Origin of the sequence: Labedella populi (assembly GCF_004078655.1) — a bacterium.
Classification (GTDB): domain Bacteria; phylum Actinomycetota; class Actinomycetes; order Actinomycetales; family Microbacteriaceae; genus Labedella; species Labedella populi.
Genome location: NZ_RZNC01000004.1, coordinates 71,345 through 87,562, shown reverse-complemented (window position 1 = coordinate 87,562; position 16,218 = coordinate 71,345). Strand labels below are relative to the sequence as shown.

General features: G+C 69.0%; 15 protein-coding genes and 3 tRNA genes. 6 read left to right on the top strand and 12 right to left on the bottom strand.

Annotated elements, in window-relative coordinates:
• Positions 1-32: 32 nt before the first annotated feature.
• From ELQ92_RS11960 to ELQ92_RS11935, 6 genes are all read right to left on the bottom strand, one after another.
• Entirely contained in the window at positions 33-3,209 is a 3,177-nt protein-coding gene (locus tag ELQ92_RS11960; protein ID WP_128499279.1) for an AAA family ATPase, read from the bottom strand.
• Complete coding sequence (locus ELQ92_RS11955) at positions 3,206-4,357, bottom strand: exonuclease SbcCD subunit D (protein WP_128499277.1); 1,152 nt, start codon at positions 4,355-4,357, stop codon at positions 3,206-3,208. Before ELQ92_RS11955 ends, ELQ92_RS11960 begins: the two co-directional genes overlap by 4 nt.
• 64 nt (positions 4,358-4,421) lie before the next feature.
• On the bottom strand, positions 4,422-5,024 hold the full coding sequence (locus ELQ92_RS11950; protein ID WP_128499275.1) for a DUF4126 domain-containing protein: 603 nt from the start codon (positions 5,022-5,024) through the stop codon (positions 4,422-4,424).
• 172 nt (positions 5,025-5,196) lie between these two features.
• Positions 5,197-5,400, bottom strand: a complete 204-nt coding sequence (locus ELQ92_RS11945; protein WP_128494861.1) for a cold-shock protein — start codon at positions 5,398-5,400, stop codon at positions 5,197-5,199.
• Between the two features lie 494 nt (positions 5,401-5,894).
• Positions 5,895-6,995 carry a fatty acid desaturase family protein gene (locus ELQ92_RS11940; RefSeq protein WP_128499273.1) on the bottom strand — a complete coding sequence of 367 codons (1,101 nt, stop codon included), beginning with the start codon at positions 6,993-6,995 and terminating at the stop codon, positions 5,895-5,897.
• 183 nt (positions 6,996-7,178) lie between these two features.
• The gene (locus ELQ92_RS11935) at positions 7,179-7,361 is read right to left on the bottom strand and encodes a hypothetical protein (RefSeq protein WP_128499271.1); all 183 of its coding nucleotides are present in this window, start codon (positions 7,359-7,361) and stop codon (positions 7,179-7,181) included.
• 174 nt (positions 7,362-7,535) lie between these two features.
• On the opposite strand from ELQ92_RS11935, the gene ELQ92_RS11930 reads away from it, so the two are divergent.
• The gene (locus ELQ92_RS11930; protein WP_128499269.1) at positions 7,536-7,733 is read left to right on the top strand and encodes a hypothetical protein; all 198 of its coding nucleotides are present in this window, start codon (positions 7,536-7,538) and stop codon (positions 7,731-7,733) included.
• Between the two features lie 76 nt (positions 7,734-7,809).
• On the opposite strand, the gene ELQ92_RS11925 is transcribed toward ELQ92_RS11930, so the two are convergent.
• Complete coding sequence (locus tag ELQ92_RS11925) at positions 7,810-8,385, bottom strand: HhH-GPD-type base excision DNA repair protein (RefSeq protein ID WP_128499267.1); 576 nt, start codon at positions 8,383-8,385, stop codon at positions 7,810-7,812.
• A 27-nt stretch (positions 8,386-8,412) separates the two neighbouring features.
• Positions 8,413-8,610 carry a hypothetical protein gene (locus ELQ92_RS11920; RefSeq protein ID WP_128499265.1) on the bottom strand — a complete coding sequence of 66 codons (198 nt, stop codon included), beginning with the start codon at positions 8,608-8,610 and terminating at the stop codon, positions 8,413-8,415.
• Between the two features lie 261 nt (positions 8,611-8,871).
• Between ELQ92_RS11920 and ELQ92_RS11915 the strand changes: the two genes are divergently transcribed.
• Positions 8,872-9,186 carry a hypothetical protein gene (locus ELQ92_RS11915; RefSeq protein ID WP_128499263.1) on the top strand — a complete coding sequence of 105 codons (315 nt, stop codon included), beginning with the start codon at positions 8,872-8,874 and terminating at the stop codon, positions 9,184-9,186.
• A 300-nt stretch (positions 9,187-9,486) separates the two neighbouring features.
• On the opposite strand, the gene ELQ92_RS11910 is transcribed toward ELQ92_RS11915, so the two are convergent.
• The 3 genes from ELQ92_RS11910 to ELQ92_RS11900 form a co-directional block, all read right to left on the bottom strand.
• Positions 9,487-9,559, bottom strand: a tRNA-Phe gene (locus tag ELQ92_RS11910).
• A 76-nt stretch (positions 9,560-9,635) separates the two neighbouring features.
• Positions 9,636-9,712: transfer RNA gene (locus ELQ92_RS11905), tRNA-Asp, on the bottom strand.
• Positions 9,713-9,778: 66 nt separating this feature from the next.
• Positions 9,779-9,851: transfer RNA gene (locus ELQ92_RS11900), tRNA-Glu, on the bottom strand.
• A gap of 268 nt (positions 9,852-10,119) precedes the next feature.
• Here ELQ92_RS11900 and ELQ92_RS16755 point away from each other — a divergent pair.
• The gene (locus ELQ92_RS16755; protein WP_424980117.1) at positions 10,120-11,526 is read left to right on the top strand and encodes a peptidoglycan DD-metalloendopeptidase family protein; all 1,407 of its coding nucleotides are present in this window, start codon (positions 10,120-10,122) and stop codon (positions 11,524-11,526) included.
• Between the two features lie 98 nt (positions 11,527-11,624).
• Here the strand turns inward: ELQ92_RS16755 and ELQ92_RS11890 are convergent, their stop codons facing one another.
• Entirely contained in the window at positions 11,625-12,119 is a 495-nt protein-coding gene (locus ELQ92_RS11890; protein WP_128499261.1) for an inorganic diphosphatase, read from the bottom strand.
• Positions 12,120-12,358: 239 nt separating this feature from the next.
• Here ELQ92_RS11890 and tilS point away from each other — a divergent pair, with 239 nt between their 5' ends.
• The 3 genes from tilS (at position 12,359) to ftsH (ending at position 16,214) form a co-directional block, all read left to right on the top strand.
• On the top strand, positions 12,359-13,360 hold the full coding sequence (gene tilS, locus ELQ92_RS11885) for a tRNA lysidine(34) synthetase TilS (protein WP_243695020.1): 1,002 nt from the start codon (positions 12,359-12,361) through the stop codon (positions 13,358-13,360).
• A gap of 150 nt (positions 13,361-13,510) precedes the next feature.
• A complete protein-coding gene (gene hpt, locus ELQ92_RS11880; RefSeq protein ID WP_128499259.1) occupies positions 13,511-14,062 on the top strand; it encodes a hypoxanthine phosphoribosyltransferase in 552 nt (183 codons plus the stop codon).
• 145 nt (positions 14,063-14,207) lie between these two features.
• Positions 14,208-16,214 carry an ATP-dependent zinc metalloprotease FtsH gene (gene ftsH, locus ELQ92_RS11875; protein WP_128499257.1) on the top strand — a complete coding sequence of 669 codons (2,007 nt, stop codon included), beginning with the start codon at positions 14,208-14,210 and terminating at the stop codon, positions 16,212-16,214.
• Positions 16,215-16,218 lie beyond the last annotated feature (4 nt).

Sequence of the window (16,218 nt, the reverse complement as noted above, 5' to 3'; positions counted from 1 at the left end):
GGCGGCCACGCGAGCGGGTTCCGCCCGTCGGCTCAGACGGACGTGCCCCGTGGGCCCGGGAGAGCCGCCACATGCTGGCGGACGCGACTCGCCCCCGTCTCGTCGACCTCGACGGTGAGTCGCGCGGAGATGCGCTCCTTCATGGCGTCGACGTGGCTAATGAGCCCGACGGTGCGCCCGCCGGCGCGGAGTTCATCGAGGGTCGACATCGCGATCTCGAGGGTCTCGGAGTCGAGCGAGCCGAAGCCCTCGTCGATGAAGAGGGTGTCGAGGGTGATGCCCCCGGCTCGCTCGGTGACCACCTCGGCGAGTCCCAGGGCGAGGGCGAGGGCCGCGAGGAACGTCTCGCCGCCCGAGAGCGATGCGGTAGAGCGGGCGCGCCCCGTGTATTCGTCGCGGATCGCAAGCCCGAGGCCCGACGCGGTGTTGCGGTAGGCGACGGCGTCGTCGTGCTCGAGCGTGAAACGACCGCTCGTCATCACATGGAAACGTCGGTTGGCCGCCGCGATGATCTGCTCGAGCTGCGCCGCGAGGACGAACGTCTCGAGATCCATCCGCCGGGTGTTCGGTGCCTTGCCCTCGACGGTGTCCGCGAGCCCACGGATGGCCTCGACCTCGTCCCGCCGCGCCCGCACGGCGGAGAGCGCCGACAGGGCGTCGCGGCGGATGGAGGCCAGTTCGCGCTCTCGAGCCTGCAGGGCGTGCAGCGAGGAGAGGGCCGCGTCGCGGGCCGCCCGGGCGCGGGAGACGGCCGCGGCCGAGGCGGCGGTGTCGGGCTCGTCGTCCGGGAGGTCGACGAGGTCGGGATCGGCGAGCGTCGCCGCTGTGGCCGCCCGCTCGTCGGCGGCTGCGGCGACCCGCTCGTCGAGGAGGCGGATGCGCGCCTCGTCGCGGTGGGCGGCACGCACGCCGTCGGCGTCGTGGAAGTCGTGTTCCGCGGCGGACGACCCGGCGAGAGCCGCGTCGAGAGCCTCACGCGCGGTGACGTGTTCGAGTGCGCGCTCCTCGAGCGACGCCACGGCGCTCGCGAGGGCCGTCGCCGCGTCGCGGCGGGCCGTCGTACGCGCGACCCGGTCGGCGACGGACGAGTTCGGGCCTCGAGCGGCGTCGACCCGCGCGCGGACGGCTTCCAGCCGGGTCGTCGCGGCGACGTGCTCCTCGATCGCCACGTCGCGGTCGGCGACGCGCTCGCCGAACACCGCGTCGACCCGATCGGCCTCGGCCACGAGCTCCTCGGCGGCGGCCTCGAGCCGGGACAGCCGCGCGCTCGCCGACGCGCACGCGTCCCGGTGCGCCTCGGCATCCGCGAGGCGGGTCTCGAGCTCGTCCGCTGTGGCCCCACCCGCCGCGACGAGGGCTTGCTTCTGCGCCGTGTCCGCGTCGCGTGCTGCCCGGCTCGCGCGCTCGACGGCTGCGGAGCGCTCTGCGTCCGTCGCGCGGGCCGACTCGATGTCGTCATCGCGCACACGGTCGTCGTCGCTCGGCGGGACGGCGGGCGACGGGTGGACCGTGGAGCCGCAGACGGCGCACGGCTCGCCCTCCTGGAGCCGCTCGGCGAGTTCGCCGGCGTAGCCCCCGAGTCGCACCGTGAGGAGGTGCTCGAGGTGCGCGCTCGCCTCGCGCGCCGCCGAGCGGGCCGCGATTTCGGCGGCGTCGGCCCGGCGAAGCTCGTCGGTGAGTGATCGCACGTCGTGCGCGGCGGCGAGCTGCCGCTTGAGGCCCTCGACGACGGTCGTCGCCGCGTCGAGTCCCGCCGCTACCGCCGCGGTCGCCGTGACGCTCTCGCGTGCGGCGGCGAGTTCCGCGGGGATCTCCGCGCGGCGAACGGAGGCCTCGTCGACGGCTCGGCGGGTGGACTCCACCCGCTCGAGGGCGCGTTCGACGTCTGCGACGAGGTGGGGGAGCTCGCGCTCGGCCGCGGCGGCATCGGCGAGACTCCCGAGCGCGCGCGTGAATACCTCTACCGCCGCGTCGGGCGGGGTCGTCGCATCGATGCCCGCGGCGTCGTCCCCGTTCGCCCGGTCTCCCGCGATCAGGTCGTCGAAGACTCGCCGAGCGCGGTCGACCGCCGCCGCGGCGGCGAGCTCACGCTCGCGGCTCGAATCGACTGCGGCCACGAGGGGCCAGAGCGGAGCTGCCGCTCGAGCGCGAGCGAGTTCCGCTCGCTCCGCCGCGTCGGCCTCGTGGCGCGCGGCGAGCTCGTCGTGCGCTCGTCGGGCGGCGTCGCGGCGCCGCACCCGACGCGCGAGCTCACCGGCTCGTCGGTCGTGCTCCTCGGCGCGGGTCGCCGCGTCGTCCGCACTCTCGAGCCGACGCTCGGCGGCCTCCAGGAGCGGGACGAGCAGGGCGATGCGGTCCGCGAACCATGACTCGTCACAAGGGCCCTCGTCGCCGAGTGCGTCCGCGTCGGAGTCCAGGTCGGAGTGCAGGTCGGGGGCGGAGGCGGTGCCTTCGCCGTCTACGTCCCCGCCGGCGTGCCGTTCGACGACCGCATCCGCGCCGTCGTCCTGCACATCGGCTGATGTCGCGTCGGCGAGTGTCGCGGCGACGAGCTCTCGCGTGCGGTCGACGAGGCGCTCGACCGTCGCGAGATCGGTCCCGAGTTCGTCCTCCACTGCTTTTCGTCGTTCGACGAGGTACTCCTCGAACGACGAGAACCTCTCGGTCGCGAACAGCGAGCGCAGCACGTCCTGTCGCTCGTCGTGGCTTGCGGCGAGGAAGCGCTGGAAGCGGTTCTGCGCGAGCAGGATCACCTGGAGGAACTGATCGCGCGTGAGCTGGACGATCTCGGCGAGGCGGACGCCGACGTCTTTCGGTCGAGCCGCGACGCCGTGCCACTCGCCGTCGACGCGGACGGCGAGTTCGGCCGTCGGAGCCGAGACGGTCATCCCCTCGCCGCGCGCCTTCGGTCGTTCGTACGCCGGCGATCGGGTCACGCGGTAGTCGTGGCCACCGGCCGTGAATTCGAGGGCGACCCATGTGGGGTCCTCCGGCGCGCAGTGGTCGCTGCGCAATCGCGCCTCGGACTTCTCGAAGCGCGGGACGGAGGCGTACAGGGCGAAGCAGACCGCGTCGAGGATGGTCGACTTGCCCGCCCCGGTGCGGCCGCCGATGAGGTAGATGCCGTCGTCCTCGAAGGCGCGGAAGTCGATCTCCTGCTCGTCGCGGTACGGGCCGAAGCCGGCGAGGGCGAGCCGGGTGATCCTCATCGGGTGGCCTCGCGCGCGGCGACGGCCGCGAACGCGTCGCCGACCAGCTCGGCTTCGGCGTTCGTCGGCCCACGGCCGTTGCGGACGTGCTCGAGGAAGCCGGCGACGATCTCGACGTCGCTCTTCTGCTCGATCCGCGCGGCGTAGCTCACGACGCCGTCGTCGTGCACGGTCGCGGGGCGGTGCTCGAGCAGCGCGCACCAGCGGAACCGCCGCTGCAAGCGCGGCATCGCGTCGAGCGGACGGACATCATCGGTGAGGACGACGGCGAGCCAGGCGTCCTCGAACTCGGTGTAGTCGGGGGAGAGGAGAAGCTCCTCGATCGGCCCCGTGAGGCGGACCAGTCGCCGCGGGATGGGGAGGTCGACCCACTCGACGGTGCTGAGACCCGAGGCGTCGAGCTCGACGAGCCAGGCTCCCCGGGGCTTGTCCGCCTCGCTGAAGGAGTAATGCAGCGGGGCGCCCGAGTAGCGCACACGGTCGGAGAGCGCAGCACGACCGTGGATGTGCCCCAGGGCGACGTAGTCGGGCCCGTCGAACGTCGCGAGGGGGACGTAGTCGAGGCCGCCGGCCGTGATGTCGCGCTCGACGTCGCTGCCCGCGGCGCCCGTCGCGAAGCAGTGGGAGACGACGACCGACCGACCGCCGCGCTCGGCGAGGTCGCTCCGGATCCGGTCCATGACGAAGCCCAGGACGTCGGAATGGCGTTTGAGGGCGACGTCGGGGTAGCGGTGCCGTACGAGCGACGGCTCGAGGTAGGGGATGCCGTACACGTGCACGGGACCGTGCTCGTCCTCGAGAGTGACGGGGACGTCGTGCTGCTCCGGTCGTGTGATGACATGCACGTCCGCCAGTCGAGCGAACTCCGACTGGAACCCGAGCCGCGTCGCGGAGTCGTGGTTGCCGCTCGTGACGATGACGACGGTGCCCGCTCCCCGCAGCCTCGAGAGGGTGCGCTCGAGGACACCGTAGTGGTCCGATGCCGGCATCGTGGAGTCGAAGACGTCTCCCGCGACGATCACGACGTCGACGGAGCGCTCGCGCACGATCGCGACGAGTGCGTCGAGCACCGACTCGAGGGCCTCCGTGGTGCTGTGACCGTGGAAGGTCCGACCGACGTGCCAGTCGGACGTGTGGAGGATCCTCATGCGACCACGATAACCGCGCCCACCGACAGTCTTCCGCGGCGTGCGGTCGCGTCGCTCGGACCCATCAGGCGGCGGCCGACGCGTTCGCGGCGTGAGCGCGGCGCTTGCGCCTCACGAACACGACGGCACCCCACACGAGCGCGGCGATCGCGACGACGACGAGGACCGGGACGACGACCGCGAGGATCACAAGCCCCACGCTCGCCGCGTCCTCGACCGCGCTCAGTACGGGGGCGGCGAGCCCGAAGGTTGCCGCGTTGGCGATCGGGCGGATCGCGGCCTTCGCGAGGTGTACGAGGAGGGCGATGCCGACACCCGTGACGACCGGTACCCACTGGCCGCTCGACACGAATTGCTCGGGATCGGTGACGGCGACCGTCTCGGATGCGGATCCCGAGCCGAAGACGATCCCGCCCGAAGCCGGACGGACGACCGTCTGGATGATGTCGTTGACGCTGTCGACGGCGGGGATCTTGTCGGCGACCATGTCGATGACGAGGAGGACGCCGAGCACGACCATGACCCATTCGTTCTCGAGCCACGCCCAGCCGGGCGGAACGGAGAGGAGATCGGTGAACCGAGACAACAGGCCCATCGCGAGCATCGGGATATAGGCGTTCAACCCGGCGGCCGAGGCGAGACCGAGTCCGGTGAGTGCTTCGAGCATCGCCGCTCCGTCCGGTGAAAGGCGGCGCCGAGGGGCGCCGCACCGTGCTCCGATTCTACGGGTTCACCCCGGCAGCGTCAGGGGGCGACGGCACAGCATGCGAAAAGAGAACGCCGGGCCGTCGGCGCCGCTTTCACGGCGCTCGACGACCCGGCGTTCCGGGTGGGTCGATTCAGATCGCGCGGATCTTCTCGGCCTGGAGGCCCTTGGGGCCACGAGCGGTCTCGAACTCGACGCGCTGGTTCTCCTCGAGCGAGCGGTAGCCCGTCGACTCGATGGCGGAGAAGTGAGCGAAGACGTCAGCAGAGCCGTCATCGGGGGAGATGAAGCCGAAGCCCTTTTCCGCGTTGAACCACTTAACAGTTCCAGTAGCCATGATCATTCCTTACTTTGTGGTGTTGCCGACCCGGCTTGCGGGACGAAGGGCGAGGCGGTTTCACCAAGCCCGCTCCGACGGAGATCGGCTCCGTGGAGAGATGAGAGTGCTGCTCCTGTGCGGCGCCCGTGCGAACCGAGAGCCGGTCGCGAGCGGATACGCCGCTTCGGCGAGGAGAAGCGGGACAGGGGTGATGCGGAGAGTGACGCGGTGGCCATGAACGCGGTATCTATGAACGCAGTGACGATGATGTGACGCGGACTCTCCTGGGATTCCTCTTGTGCAGACGAGGGTCCCTGACAAACGGGCCTGCTAGTGGGTTTGATCCGGAATGATGCACGAAAACACGGACCCACGAGGCAAACGATAACGGCTTCAGCCTACCGCACTGGGAGCCCGAGTGGGAGCGCGGATTTCCGCTCACCGAGAACGGCTCGAGGCCACGTGCTCCCGGATGCAGGGAACACGTGGCCTCGAGGCCGATTAAATGCGAGTCAGACGCGGCGGAACTGGTTCACCATCGGGCAGTCGAAGGGGTCGCGGGCGGAGAGGCCGACGCGGTTGAGGTAGCCGATGACGATGGAGTAGGACTCGACGAGGGTCGTCTCCGTGTACGGCACCCCGAGCGTCGCGCAGTGCTCACGCACGATGTCGCGGGCCTTCGCGAGATGCGGGCGCGGCATGTTCGGGAACAGGTGGTGCTCGACCTGGTAGTTGAGCCCGCCCATGAGCGCGCTCGCCCACCAGCCACCGCTGATGTTCCGCGAGGTGCGGACCTGCTTGGCGAAGAAATCGAGCTTCTCGTCGGCGCCGACGATCGGCATGCCCTTGTGGTTCGGGGCGAACGAGGCGCCCATGTACACGCCGAACACGGCCATCTGCACGCCGATGAAGGCGAGCGCCATTCCGAGGGGGAGCAGCCAGAAGATCGCGCCGAAGACGACGATGAACCGCACCGCGATCGTCGACAATTCGATCCAGCGTCCCTTCACGGGCTCGCGGATGAAGAGCGCGGCGACGGAGCGCACGTGCAGATTCGCGCCCTCGAAGGTGAGGAGGGGGAAGAAGAGGTAGCCCTGCTTGCGGGTGATGAGCGCGCGCAGGCCGCGCGCCGTCTCGGCGTCCTTCTCCTGGAACGAGATGGTGTCGAGTTCGATGTCCGGGTCCTTACCGACCTTGTTCGGGTTGGCGTGGTGCCGGGAGTGCTTGTTCATCCACCACGCGTAGCTGATACCGACGATCGCAGTCGCGATGAAGCGACCGGCCCGGTCGTTCGCGGGTCCCGAGGCGAACACCTGGCGGTGCGAGGCCTCGTGGGCGAGGAACGCGAACTGTGTGAAGATGAGGCCGAGTGCCGCGGCGATCAGGAGCTGGAACCAGCTGTCGCCGAGGAGGATGAAGCCGGTGATGGCGCCCCCGAGCGCGAGCATCAGGCCCGAGAACAAGAGGATGTAGAAGACGCGCGTCCGGTCGAGGAGATGGGTCTCCTTCACGACACGGGAGACGGCGGCGAAACTCTTCGTCGTGTCGCCGGGTGCGCTCGTGCGCGGTTTGGTCCGACGGATGGCGCCGGGCGGGTTGCTCGCATAGTCCATGGAGTGATCTCCTGCTGGTCAGTCGACTTCCCAGCCGAGGAGTGAGCCCTGTTGCTCCGGATGTATTCAACGCTAGGGGGAGTGGCTGAACGTTTGCGGCATATATCGAAAAAAGGACGACCACGTCGCGATCGCCCCTTTTCCTGTGGAACGCCGGTCGTTGCGGCGGTCCATGCCGGTCCGTCAGGCGGGGTTCGTGACGTCCGGCTCTTCGGGTGCCCCGCCGGAGTCGGTGTCCTCCTCCGTCATGGGATCCGTGCTGATGTTCTCGTCGGTCGTGTCGCTCTCCGAGGCGTCGTTCTCGCTGCCGGAGACGGAGGAACCCGTGATCTCGTCCTCAGGGGACGGGCTGCTGTAATCGCTCATAGGCCGACGTTACCGCCGTGGCCGTGCCCGTCCCATCCCGTTGACAATCGGGCGACTCCCGTGGCGAGCGCGACCGTCGGCGGGCTACCGCGGGGTCATCCCGGCGTCAAGGGCGGGCCTCGCAGAGAGTCGACGGCCTATCGTCGGGTGACCGCTACAGGAAGGACGTGCGCCATGAGTGACACATTCGGAACGACGAACGACGCCCCGGCGGAGTCCGAGGGCACGGCGGCCGAAGAGGCCGAGTACCTGCGCGAGAACGAGGAGCCGGTGCAGGAGTCGACCGTCTCCGACACGACGGAGGTCCTCGAGGAATACGGCGAGGACGTCTCGTCGTCACCCGCGAGCCGCGCTCGCGAGGCGCGCGACTGAGCCGCGAGGCGAATCGACGGCGGGGCGGTGCACTCGAGCACCGCCCCGCCGTCGTCGGTGGTCGGTCAGCCCGCATTCACGACGAGGAGCGGGCCGCCGCCTTCATCGCTCGCTTCGTCTCCCGCACGCGGGCGAGCGACTCCGGATCGGTGATGTCGGCAACGGAGCGGAACGCACCCTCTTCGCCGTAAGCACCGGCGGCCTCCCGCCAGCCGTCCGCACCGAGGCCGCACTGTTTGCCCAGGAGGGCGAGGAAGACGCGCGCCTTCTGTTCGCCGAAGCCGGGCAGGGAGACGAGCCGGTCGAGTATCTCGCGACCGTCCGGACGGCCCCGCGTCCAGATCGAGGCGGCGTCGCCGTCCCACTCATCCGCGACGGCGCGGCACAGCGACTGCACCCGGCCGGCCATCGATCCGGGGAATCGGTGCACTGCGGGCGTCCGTCGGAAGAGTTCGACGAATCCCTCCGGGTCGGCGTCGGCGATCGAGCGGGCCTCGAGGGTTCCGAAGCGGTCGCGGATCTTCGCCGGTCCAGAGAACGCCGTCTCCATCGCGATCTGCTGGTCGAGCAGCATCCCGATCAGGAGTGCGAGCGGGTCCTCCGAGAGCAGACGGTCGGCCTCGGCGTCATCGGTGATGCGCAAGGTGTTCATGAGCGTTCGGCGTCGCGGGACGGCCCGCTAGGCCCCGTCGATCTGCGGGTTGCGCTCGCCGGGGCGTACCGCGGCGTCCTCCGACACGTCGATCCGTGTGACGCCCGCTTCCGGGTGGCTCACCTCGACCCGGGGGGCGGCGTCGGCCTCCGTCGACTTCTCGGCGCGCGTGAGCTGCTCGTGTCGGTTCTCGTCCTGAGTGGGGTGGTGCGTGGATTGGCTCATGCCGAGACGCTAACAGCCGTGAGTTCCCGGCGTCATGGGGTGGCGGAGCGAGCCGGACCGGGCTTCACCCGCGGTCCTGGCGAGCGATCGTACGCGGCTGACCGAGAGTGCAACCCCCGGAGGTGACGGCGTCGCGCGGCGTAAGGTGACCCTCAGAACCTCGGGGTCGAGGGGTCGTTGATGGGGACAGTCCGCAGAATTGCGGACGACGGCATGTGACCGGTGGCGGTGACCGGTGGCGGTGAGCGGAGGGAGTGAGACATGAAACGCATCACCTACGGAACGGAGACGTTCATCGTGAGTGATCGCGCGGGGGAGGAGCTCCTGAAGCACGCTCGGGACATCGCGGCATCGCACGAACCGGAGGTCGTCCGGATCCCGGTCATCCAGCAGGACGGATCGACACGACAGGCTGCGATGCTCATCGGGCCCAACACCCCGGTGCTCGCGATCGATGCTCCCGACCTCGAACCCGCCGTGGCGCGCGTCTCGACAATGGCGCGGGTGCGCTCGATCGACCCTGCGGTCGTCTACGACGACTCGAGCACGTACTTCGACATCGGCTTCGACGCCTGAGCGAAGACGAGGGTTAAGCGACAGAGGGTCGATGACCCGAACACCGACCCTCTGTCTCCCGAAATGATGGCGGCCATGCGCTCACGACATCGAAGAACTCGAACGCCGGCGATCTGAAAGCCATCTCGGTTGAAAGTTAGCCGAACGAGCAATTCGATTGCAAGCGCCGTGGTGTCGGCATTAAGGGGGACAGCCCCGCGGATTTGATTCGACTGCGGGATCGAATCGACAGCGGGCAACCGAACCCGCGCCGGGAACGAAAAAAGGCCCCTCCTCAGTAGAAGCCTGAAGAAGGGCCAGTGGCTCCGACGGGCGTCGATCCCGTGACCTCACGATTTTCAGTCGTGCGCTCTACCAACTGAGCTACAGAGCCGGAGGGACGCTGCTCGTTCATATGAATCGGTCCCACTGGCAAGAAACCCTCCCGTATTCGGAAGGGTCCCTCGCCATGGCGACCCTGACGGGACTTGAACCCGCGACCTCCGCCGTGACAGGGCGGCACGCTAACCAACTGCGCTACAGGGCCATATGTGCAGCACTCTCGTGCTGCGATTTTCAATTGTATAGGTAGCTGTCGCCGTGTCTGAACACGTGACCCCAACGGGATTCGAACCCGTGCTGCCGCCGTGAAAGGGCGGTGTCCTAGGCCACTAAACGATGGGGCCGACGAGCTCGAAAGCTCAAGGGCTACCGGCGTACAAGCATACGGGTGAAGCAGCCAAATGCCAAAACCGTCCCCGCGGACCGCGGGAACCGTCGATCACCCGGTGTTCCGACCTGCCGCGGATGTTCCCCCATGCCCCCGTCGCGGCGGTCTAGATTCGGTCGCGAGCGCGCAGCGCCCACCGATCGGGGGACTGGCTTTCTCGGCCCCGCTCGCTAGTGTTGATGATGTTGCCCATGTGACTGATGTGAAAGTGGCCGGAGTCTGTGATGTCCGAACCGAAGAAGCCGAAGCGCGGAAGCGTGTTCCGCTGGCGCTCGCGTCGCGCTCGCAGCGGAGACACGAGCCGCCGTCAGGTCCTCGCCCTCGGAGCCGTGGGTGTCTTCACCGCCGCCGGTGTCGTCGCGGGAGTCACCCCCGCCTGGGCCGCCAAGTACCCCTCGTGGGACGACGTCCAAAAGGCCAAGAGGAACCAGGCCGCCGCTGCGGCGCAGGTCACGAACATCAAGAACCTCATCGCCGGTCTCGAGGCCGAGGTCGCGTCGACCCAGGCGGAAGCCGAGCGCAAGGGCCAGGAGTACTTCGAGGCGCAGCAGGCGTTCGACGACGCGGTCGTCCGCGCCGAGGCACTTCAAGGCCAGGCCGACGAGAAGAAGGTCGAGGCCGACGAGTCGATCGCCAAGGCCGGGCAGGTCGCGGCCCAGCTGTACCGCAGCGGGGGTAGCGACGTCTCACTCAGCCTGTTCTTCGATTCTTCCGCGAGCCCCGACGCTCTTCTCGGCGCTCTCGGAACGATGAGCAAGCTGCTCGAGCACAACAAGTCGGTCTACGACCAGGCGGTCAACGCGCGCAACACCGCTCAATCGCTCAGCGACCAGGCGTCGGCGGCGCGTGAAGAGCGCGAGCGGCTGCGAGCCCTCGCAGAAGAGGCCATGATCGCGGCGCAGGCGGCGGCCGATGCCGCCGTGGCCGCGCTCGAGGAGTCCCAGAACAAGAAGGTCGAGCTGGAGGCTCAGCTCGCGGCGCTCGAGGACACGACGGCCGAAACCGTCGAGGGATACAAGAAGGGCGTCGAGGAGGAGCGCAAGCGACGCGAGGCCGCCGAGAAGGCAGCGCGAGAGAAAGCCGCTCGTGAGGCCGCTGCCGCTGCCGCTGCGGCTGCCGAGGCCGCGAAGAACAGCAACAGCGGCGGTGGAAGCGGCGGCGGAAGCAGCAGCGGCGGTGGGGGAAGCAGCAGCGGTGGCGGCGGCGGAGGCTCGGGCTGGCGGCGACCCTGCTCGGGCTGGATCAGCTCCGGTTACGGCGTCCGCAACAGTCCCGGCGGAATCGGCAGCAGGAACCACCCCGGCGTCGACATCGCCAACGGATCGGGGACCCCGCTCTACGCGGCGTCGTCGGGGACCGTCACCTACGCGGGGTGGAACGGCGGCTACGGCTACTTCATCCGGATATCCCACGGCGGCGGCGTGACGACCGCCTACGGTCACATCCGCTCCGGGGGGGATCGCCGTCCGGAGCGGCCAGAGCGTGAGCGCCGGTCAGTACATCGCTGCGATGGGCAGCACCGGCAATTCGACCGGACCGCACGTGCACTTCGAGACGCGCGTCAACGGCGCGGCGCAGAACCCGGTACCGTTCATGCGCAATCGGGGCGTCTCGCTCTGACCCGGACCTGAACGACGAACCCGGACCTGAACGACGAACGGGGCGCCGCACTCTCGGTGAGTGCGGCGCCCCGTTCGTCGTAAGCGAGCCGTGCCGGTGACGGGTCGCTCTAGTGGGAGCCCTCGGCCTCGAGCTTCGCGAAGCCCGCCTTCACGATCTCCTCGGCCTCGGCGGCGTCGCCCCAGCCCTCGATCGTGACCCACTTGTTCGGCTCGAGGTCCTTGTAGCGCGTGAAGAAGTGCTCGATCTCATTGCGCGTCTGCTCGGGGACGTCGGAGATGTCCTGGATGTGGCTCCACCGCGGGTCCTTGTGGGGGACCACGACGACCTTCGCGTCGGAGCCGGCCTCGTCGCTCATGTTGAGCACGCCGACGGGGCGCACCTTGACGCCGACGCCCGGGAAGACGGGGTACTCGAGCAGGACGAGGGCGTCGACGGGGTCGCCGTCGAGTCCGAGCGTGTTCTCGAAGTAGCCGTAGTCGACGGGGTAGACGAACGCGGTGAACAGGACGCGGTCGAGGTACACGCGACCCGTCTCGTGGTCGACCTCGTACTTGTTGCGGCTGCCCTTGGGGATCTCCACGACGACGTCGTATGCGGCCATGAGGCGCTCTCCTTGTTGATTCGATGGGTCGTTCCGGTCGGACACCGGCGGCACCCACCCTAACGGATCGCGGCATTCGGGCTCGGGGCGGGCCGTGGGCCCGGCACGGTGGCTCTCGCCACGCGGGACCCGCTCGGACGGTCGAGTAGCGTGGGGCCGTGGCCGACTCCCTCCCCGCCTCCGACTCCCGTTCGCCCGGGAACGCTCCGCCGACGGTGCACCGCTTGTCCCGCGAGATCGTGCGTGTCCTCTCATCGGGCGTCCTCGCCTCGCCCTCCGGCGCAGGAGAGCGGCCGCTCGTTCTCGTCGCCGTGAGCGGGGGAGCGGACTCCCTCGCACTCACCGCGGCCGCGGCGCACGCGGCTCCGGTTCTCGACGTCCGTATCGCCGCCGTCGTCATCGATCACCGCCTGCAGCCGGACTCGGACGCCGTCGCCGAACGTGCCGCAGCGATCGTCCGCGGGCTCGGGGTCGACGCCTCGGTCGCCGCCGTCTCAGTCGGTGATGCTGGCGGGCCGGAAGCCGCGGCGCGCGTTGCTCGGTACGTGGCCCTCGACGACGCCGCCCGGCGGACGGGAGCGTCGGCGGTGCTTCTCGGCCACACACTCGATGACCAGGCCGAGACGGTGCTCCTGGGTCTCGCCCGCGGTTCCGGTGGGGGCAGTCTCAAGGGGATGGCGGAGGTGACGGGACGGCTCGTCCGGCCGTTCCTCTCCATTCGTCGTGACGAGACGCGTGCAGCGGTGGACGAACTCGGACTCTCGGCGTGGGACGATCCGCACAACGCCGATGCGTCGTTCGCGCGCGCCCGGGTCCGCCATCGGGTCCTTCCGGTGCTCGAGGCCGAGCTCGGACCCGGCATCGCCGAGGCGCTCGCCCGCACCGCCGAGCAGGCACGTGAGGACGCCGACGCCTTCGACGAGATGATCGAGGAGTTCATCGAGGATATCTGCGAGCCTGCGGAAGCGGGACTGTCCGTCGACGTGGGACCCCTCGCAGCGAATCCGGCGGCCATCCGCCACCGCATCATCCGTTTGGTGGCACGGGGGGAGTTCGGCTCGTCGCTCACGCGCGCCCACACCCTCGCGATCGCGGCACTCGTGACGGACTGGAGGGGGCAGGGCCCGATCGACGTACCCGGGATCCGGGTCTCCCGCAACGGTGGCCGTCTCGTTTTCACGGCGACCGGCGCGCTGGCACGCGAGTGCGAGCCACTCCGTCGCAAACGCCCGTGGCTATGAGGGTGGCGGGGTCATCCCCGTCGAGGAGGCGTTCGACTCCATCCGCCGCATCCGTGTCGCTAATCGGGCCCCGAAAGCGACAGAAGTCGATACCTCACGGTGGTGTCGACGAGTGACGAGGGGAGCGAGGGCTCGCCCTAGAATCGGAGCATGGAAACGAGCGACATCCGCGACGAACTGACCGAGATCCTCGTCACCGAGGAGGAGATCCGGCAGAAGCTTCAGGAACTGGCTGCTCGGGTCGACGCGGACTACGCCGGTAAGGACGTCCTGCTCGTCGGCGTCCTCAAGGGTGCCGTCATGGTCATGGCGGACCTGGCCCGCTCCTTGCGCGGGCACGTCGAGATGGACTGGATGGCCGTGAGCTCGTACGGTGCCGGCACGAAGTCGAGCGGTGTCGTGCAGATCCGGAAGGACCTCGACTCCGACCTCACGGGGCGGCACGTGCTCATCGTCGAGGACATCATCGACTCGGGACTCACCCTCTCGTGGCTGCTCGAGAACTTCGCCTCGCGCGGGGCGGCCTCCATCGAGGTCTGTGCGCTCCTCCGGAAGCCCGAGGCCGCGAAGGTCCAGATCGACTGCAAGTACGTGGGATTCGACATCCCCAACGCCTTCGTGGTCGGTTACGGGCTCGACTTCGCGGAGCGCTACCGCAACCTGCGGGACGTCGCCGTCCTCGCTCCCCACGTCTACTCCTGAACCGTCCCGGCCACGCTCTGTACGCCCACGGGGAACATGGAGGCGCCGTCCAGCGGCGTGCCGCTAATCTTGAGGCCTGTGGGCGCCAGGGCGCCCGTAACACCAGCTGTCAGAAAGGTGTCGGGCTCAGCCGCCCGTAAACACTATGGACTTCAAGCGCATCTTCAAGGGCCCGCTTCCCTACATCCTCCTCGCGGTCCTCGTGTTCTGGGTGGGCTCGAGCCTGCTCAACATCGGCGGCTTCAGGGAAATCTCGACGCAGCACGGTCTCGAGCTCCTCGAGGGCGAGACGGTGTCCGAAGCGACCCTCACCCAGGGCGACAACCGCGTCGATCTCGTCCTCGAGAAGGCGGACGGCGAGAACGGCACGATGGTGCAGTTCTACTTCCTCGATGCGCGCGCCGAGGACGTCGTCGCGGCGGTCGACGCCGCGAACCCGTCGGACGGTTTCAGCGACAAGGTCCCGCAGCCGAGCTTCTGGGGTTCGCTCCTCACGATCCTGCTCCCGCTGCTGCTCATCGGCGTCTTCTTCTGGATCATGCTCTCGGGCATGCAGGGCGGCGGCGGAAAGGTCATGCAGTTCGGCAAGTCGAAGGCGAAGCTCGTCTCGAAGGAGTCGCCGAAGGTGACCTTCGACGACGTCGCCGGAAGCGACGAGGCGATCGAGGAGCTCGAGGAGATCAAGGACTTCCTCAAGGAGCCCGCGAAGTTCCAGGCCGTCGGCGCCCGCATCCCCAAGGGCGTGCTGCTCTACGGTCCTCCCGGAACAGGCAAGACCCTGCTCGCTCGTGCTGTCGCGGGTGAAGCGGGCGTGCCGTTCTACTCCATCTCCGGTTCGGACTTCGTCGAGATGTTCGTCGGTGTCGGCGCCAGCCGTGTCCGCGACCTCTTCCAGCAGGCCAAGGAGAACTCGCCCGCGATCATCTTCGTCGACGAGATCGACGCCGTCGGTCGTCACCGCGGCGCCGGCATGGGCGGCGGTCACGACGAACGCGAGCAGACCCTCAACCAGCTGCTCGTCGAGATGGACGGCTTCGACCCGAAGACGAACGTCATCCTCATCGCGGCGACGAACCGTCCCGACATCCTCGACCCGGCCCTGCTGCGCCCCGGCCGCTTCGATCGCCAGATCGGCGTCGACGCCCCCGACCTGCTCGGGCGCAAGAAGGTGCTCGAGGTGCACGGGAAGGGCAAGCCGCTCGCTCCGAGCGTCGACCTCGACGTGGTCGCACGGAAGACCCCGGGCTTCACGGGTGCCGACCTCGCGAACGTCCTCAACGAGGCGGCCCTCCTGACGGCGCGGTCCAACGCGCAGCTCATCGACAATCGGGCCCTCGACGAGGCCATCGACCGCGTCATCGCCGGTCCGCAGCGCCGCACCCGGATCATGCGTGACCAGGAGAAGCTCATCACGGCCTACCACGAGGGCGGGCACGCGCTCGCCGCGGCCGCGATGCGCAACACCGACCCCGTCACGAAGGTCACGATCCTCCCGCGCGGTCGAGCGCTCGGCTACACGATGGTCATCCCCATCGAGGACCGGTACTCGGTGACGCGTAACGAGCTCCTCGACCAGTTGACGTATGCGATGGGCGGCCGTGTCGCCGAGGAGCTCGTCTTCCACGACCCCACGACGGGAGCATCGAACGACATCGAGAAGGCGACGGGTATCGCACGCAAGATGGTGACGGAGTACGGCATGACGACCGATGTCGGTCCCGTCAAGCTCGGCCAGTCTTCGGGCGAGGTCTTCCTCGGTCGCGACATGGGGCACCAGCGCGACTACTCCGAGGAGATCGCCCAGCGGGTCGACGCGCAGGTGCGGGAGTTGCTCGAACAGGCCCACAACGAGGCGTTCCAGGTCATCAACGACAACAGGGACATCCTCGACCGTCTCGCGGGACAACTGCTCGAGCACGAAACCCTCGACCACAACCAGCTCGCCGAGATCTTCGCCGACGTGCGGAAGCTCCCGGAGCGACCGCAGTGGCTGTCGAGCCGTGACCGTCCCGTGAGCGACCGCCCCCCGATCGCCGTTCCCCGCCCCAAGGCGCCGATCGACGCCGGCGCGACGGACGGCGGTGTGAGCTCGGACCCCGAGCCCACACCGGCCCGCGGCCCGCAGTCCGCTCCCCGCCCGGCGACGGCGTAGCACT

What these genes read in the sequence shown, in the direction of transcription:
- ELQ92_RS11945 (WP_128494861.1), bottom strand. Translation starts at nt 5,400, where the DNA reads ATGGCTACTGGAACTGTTAAGTGGTTCAACGCGGAAAAGGGCTTCGGC.
- ELQ92_RS11950 (WP_128499275.1), bottom strand. Translation starts at nt 5,024, where the DNA reads ATGCTCGAAGCACTCACCGGACTCGGTCTCGCCTCGGCCGCCGGGTTG.
- ELQ92_RS11940 (WP_128499273.1), bottom strand. Translation starts at nt 6,995, where the DNA reads ATGGACTATGCGAGCAACCCGCCCGGCGCCATCCGTCGGACCAAACCG.
- ftsH (WP_128499257.1), top strand. Translation starts at nt 14,208, where the DNA reads ATGGACTTCAAGCGCATCTTCAAGGGCCCGCTTCCCTACATCCTCCTC.
- ELQ92_RS11915 (WP_128499263.1), top strand. Translation starts at nt 8,872, where the DNA reads ATGAAACGCATCACCTACGGAACGGAGACGTTCATCGTGAGTGATCGC.
- ELQ92_RS11890 (WP_128499261.1), bottom strand. Translation starts at nt 12,119, where the DNA reads ATGGCCGCATACGACGTCGTCGTGGAGATCCCCAAGGGCAGCCGCAAC.
- ELQ92_RS11960 (WP_128499279.1), bottom strand. Translation starts at nt 3,209, where the DNA reads ATGAGGATCACCCGGCTCGCCCTCGCCGGCTTCGGCCCGTACCGCGAC.
- hpt (WP_128499259.1), top strand. Translation starts at nt 13,511, where the DNA reads ATGGAAACGAGCGACATCCGCGACGAACTGACCGAGATCCTCGTCACC.
- ELQ92_RS11930 (WP_128499269.1), top strand. Translation starts at nt 7,536, where the DNA reads ATGAGTGACACATTCGGAACGACGAACGACGCCCCGGCGGAGTCCGAG.
- ELQ92_RS16755 (WP_424980117.1), top strand. Translation starts at nt 10,120, where the DNA reads ATGTCCGAACCGAAGAAGCCGAAGCGCGGAAGCGTGTTCCGCTGGCGC.
- ELQ92_RS11920 (WP_128499265.1), bottom strand. Translation starts at nt 8,610, where the DNA reads ATGAGCCAATCCACGCACCACCCCACTCAGGACGAGAACCGACACGAG.
- ELQ92_RS11935 (WP_128499271.1), bottom strand. Translation starts at nt 7,361, where the DNA reads ATGAGCGATTACAGCAGCCCGTCCCCTGAGGACGAGATCACGGGTTCC.
- ELQ92_RS11925 (WP_128499267.1), bottom strand. Translation starts at nt 8,385, where the DNA reads ATGAACACCTTGCGCATCACCGATGACGCCGAGGCCGACCGTCTGCTC.
- ELQ92_RS11955 (WP_128499277.1), bottom strand. Translation starts at nt 4,357, where the DNA reads ATGAGGATCCTCCACACGTCCGACTGGCACGTCGGTCGGACCTTCCAC.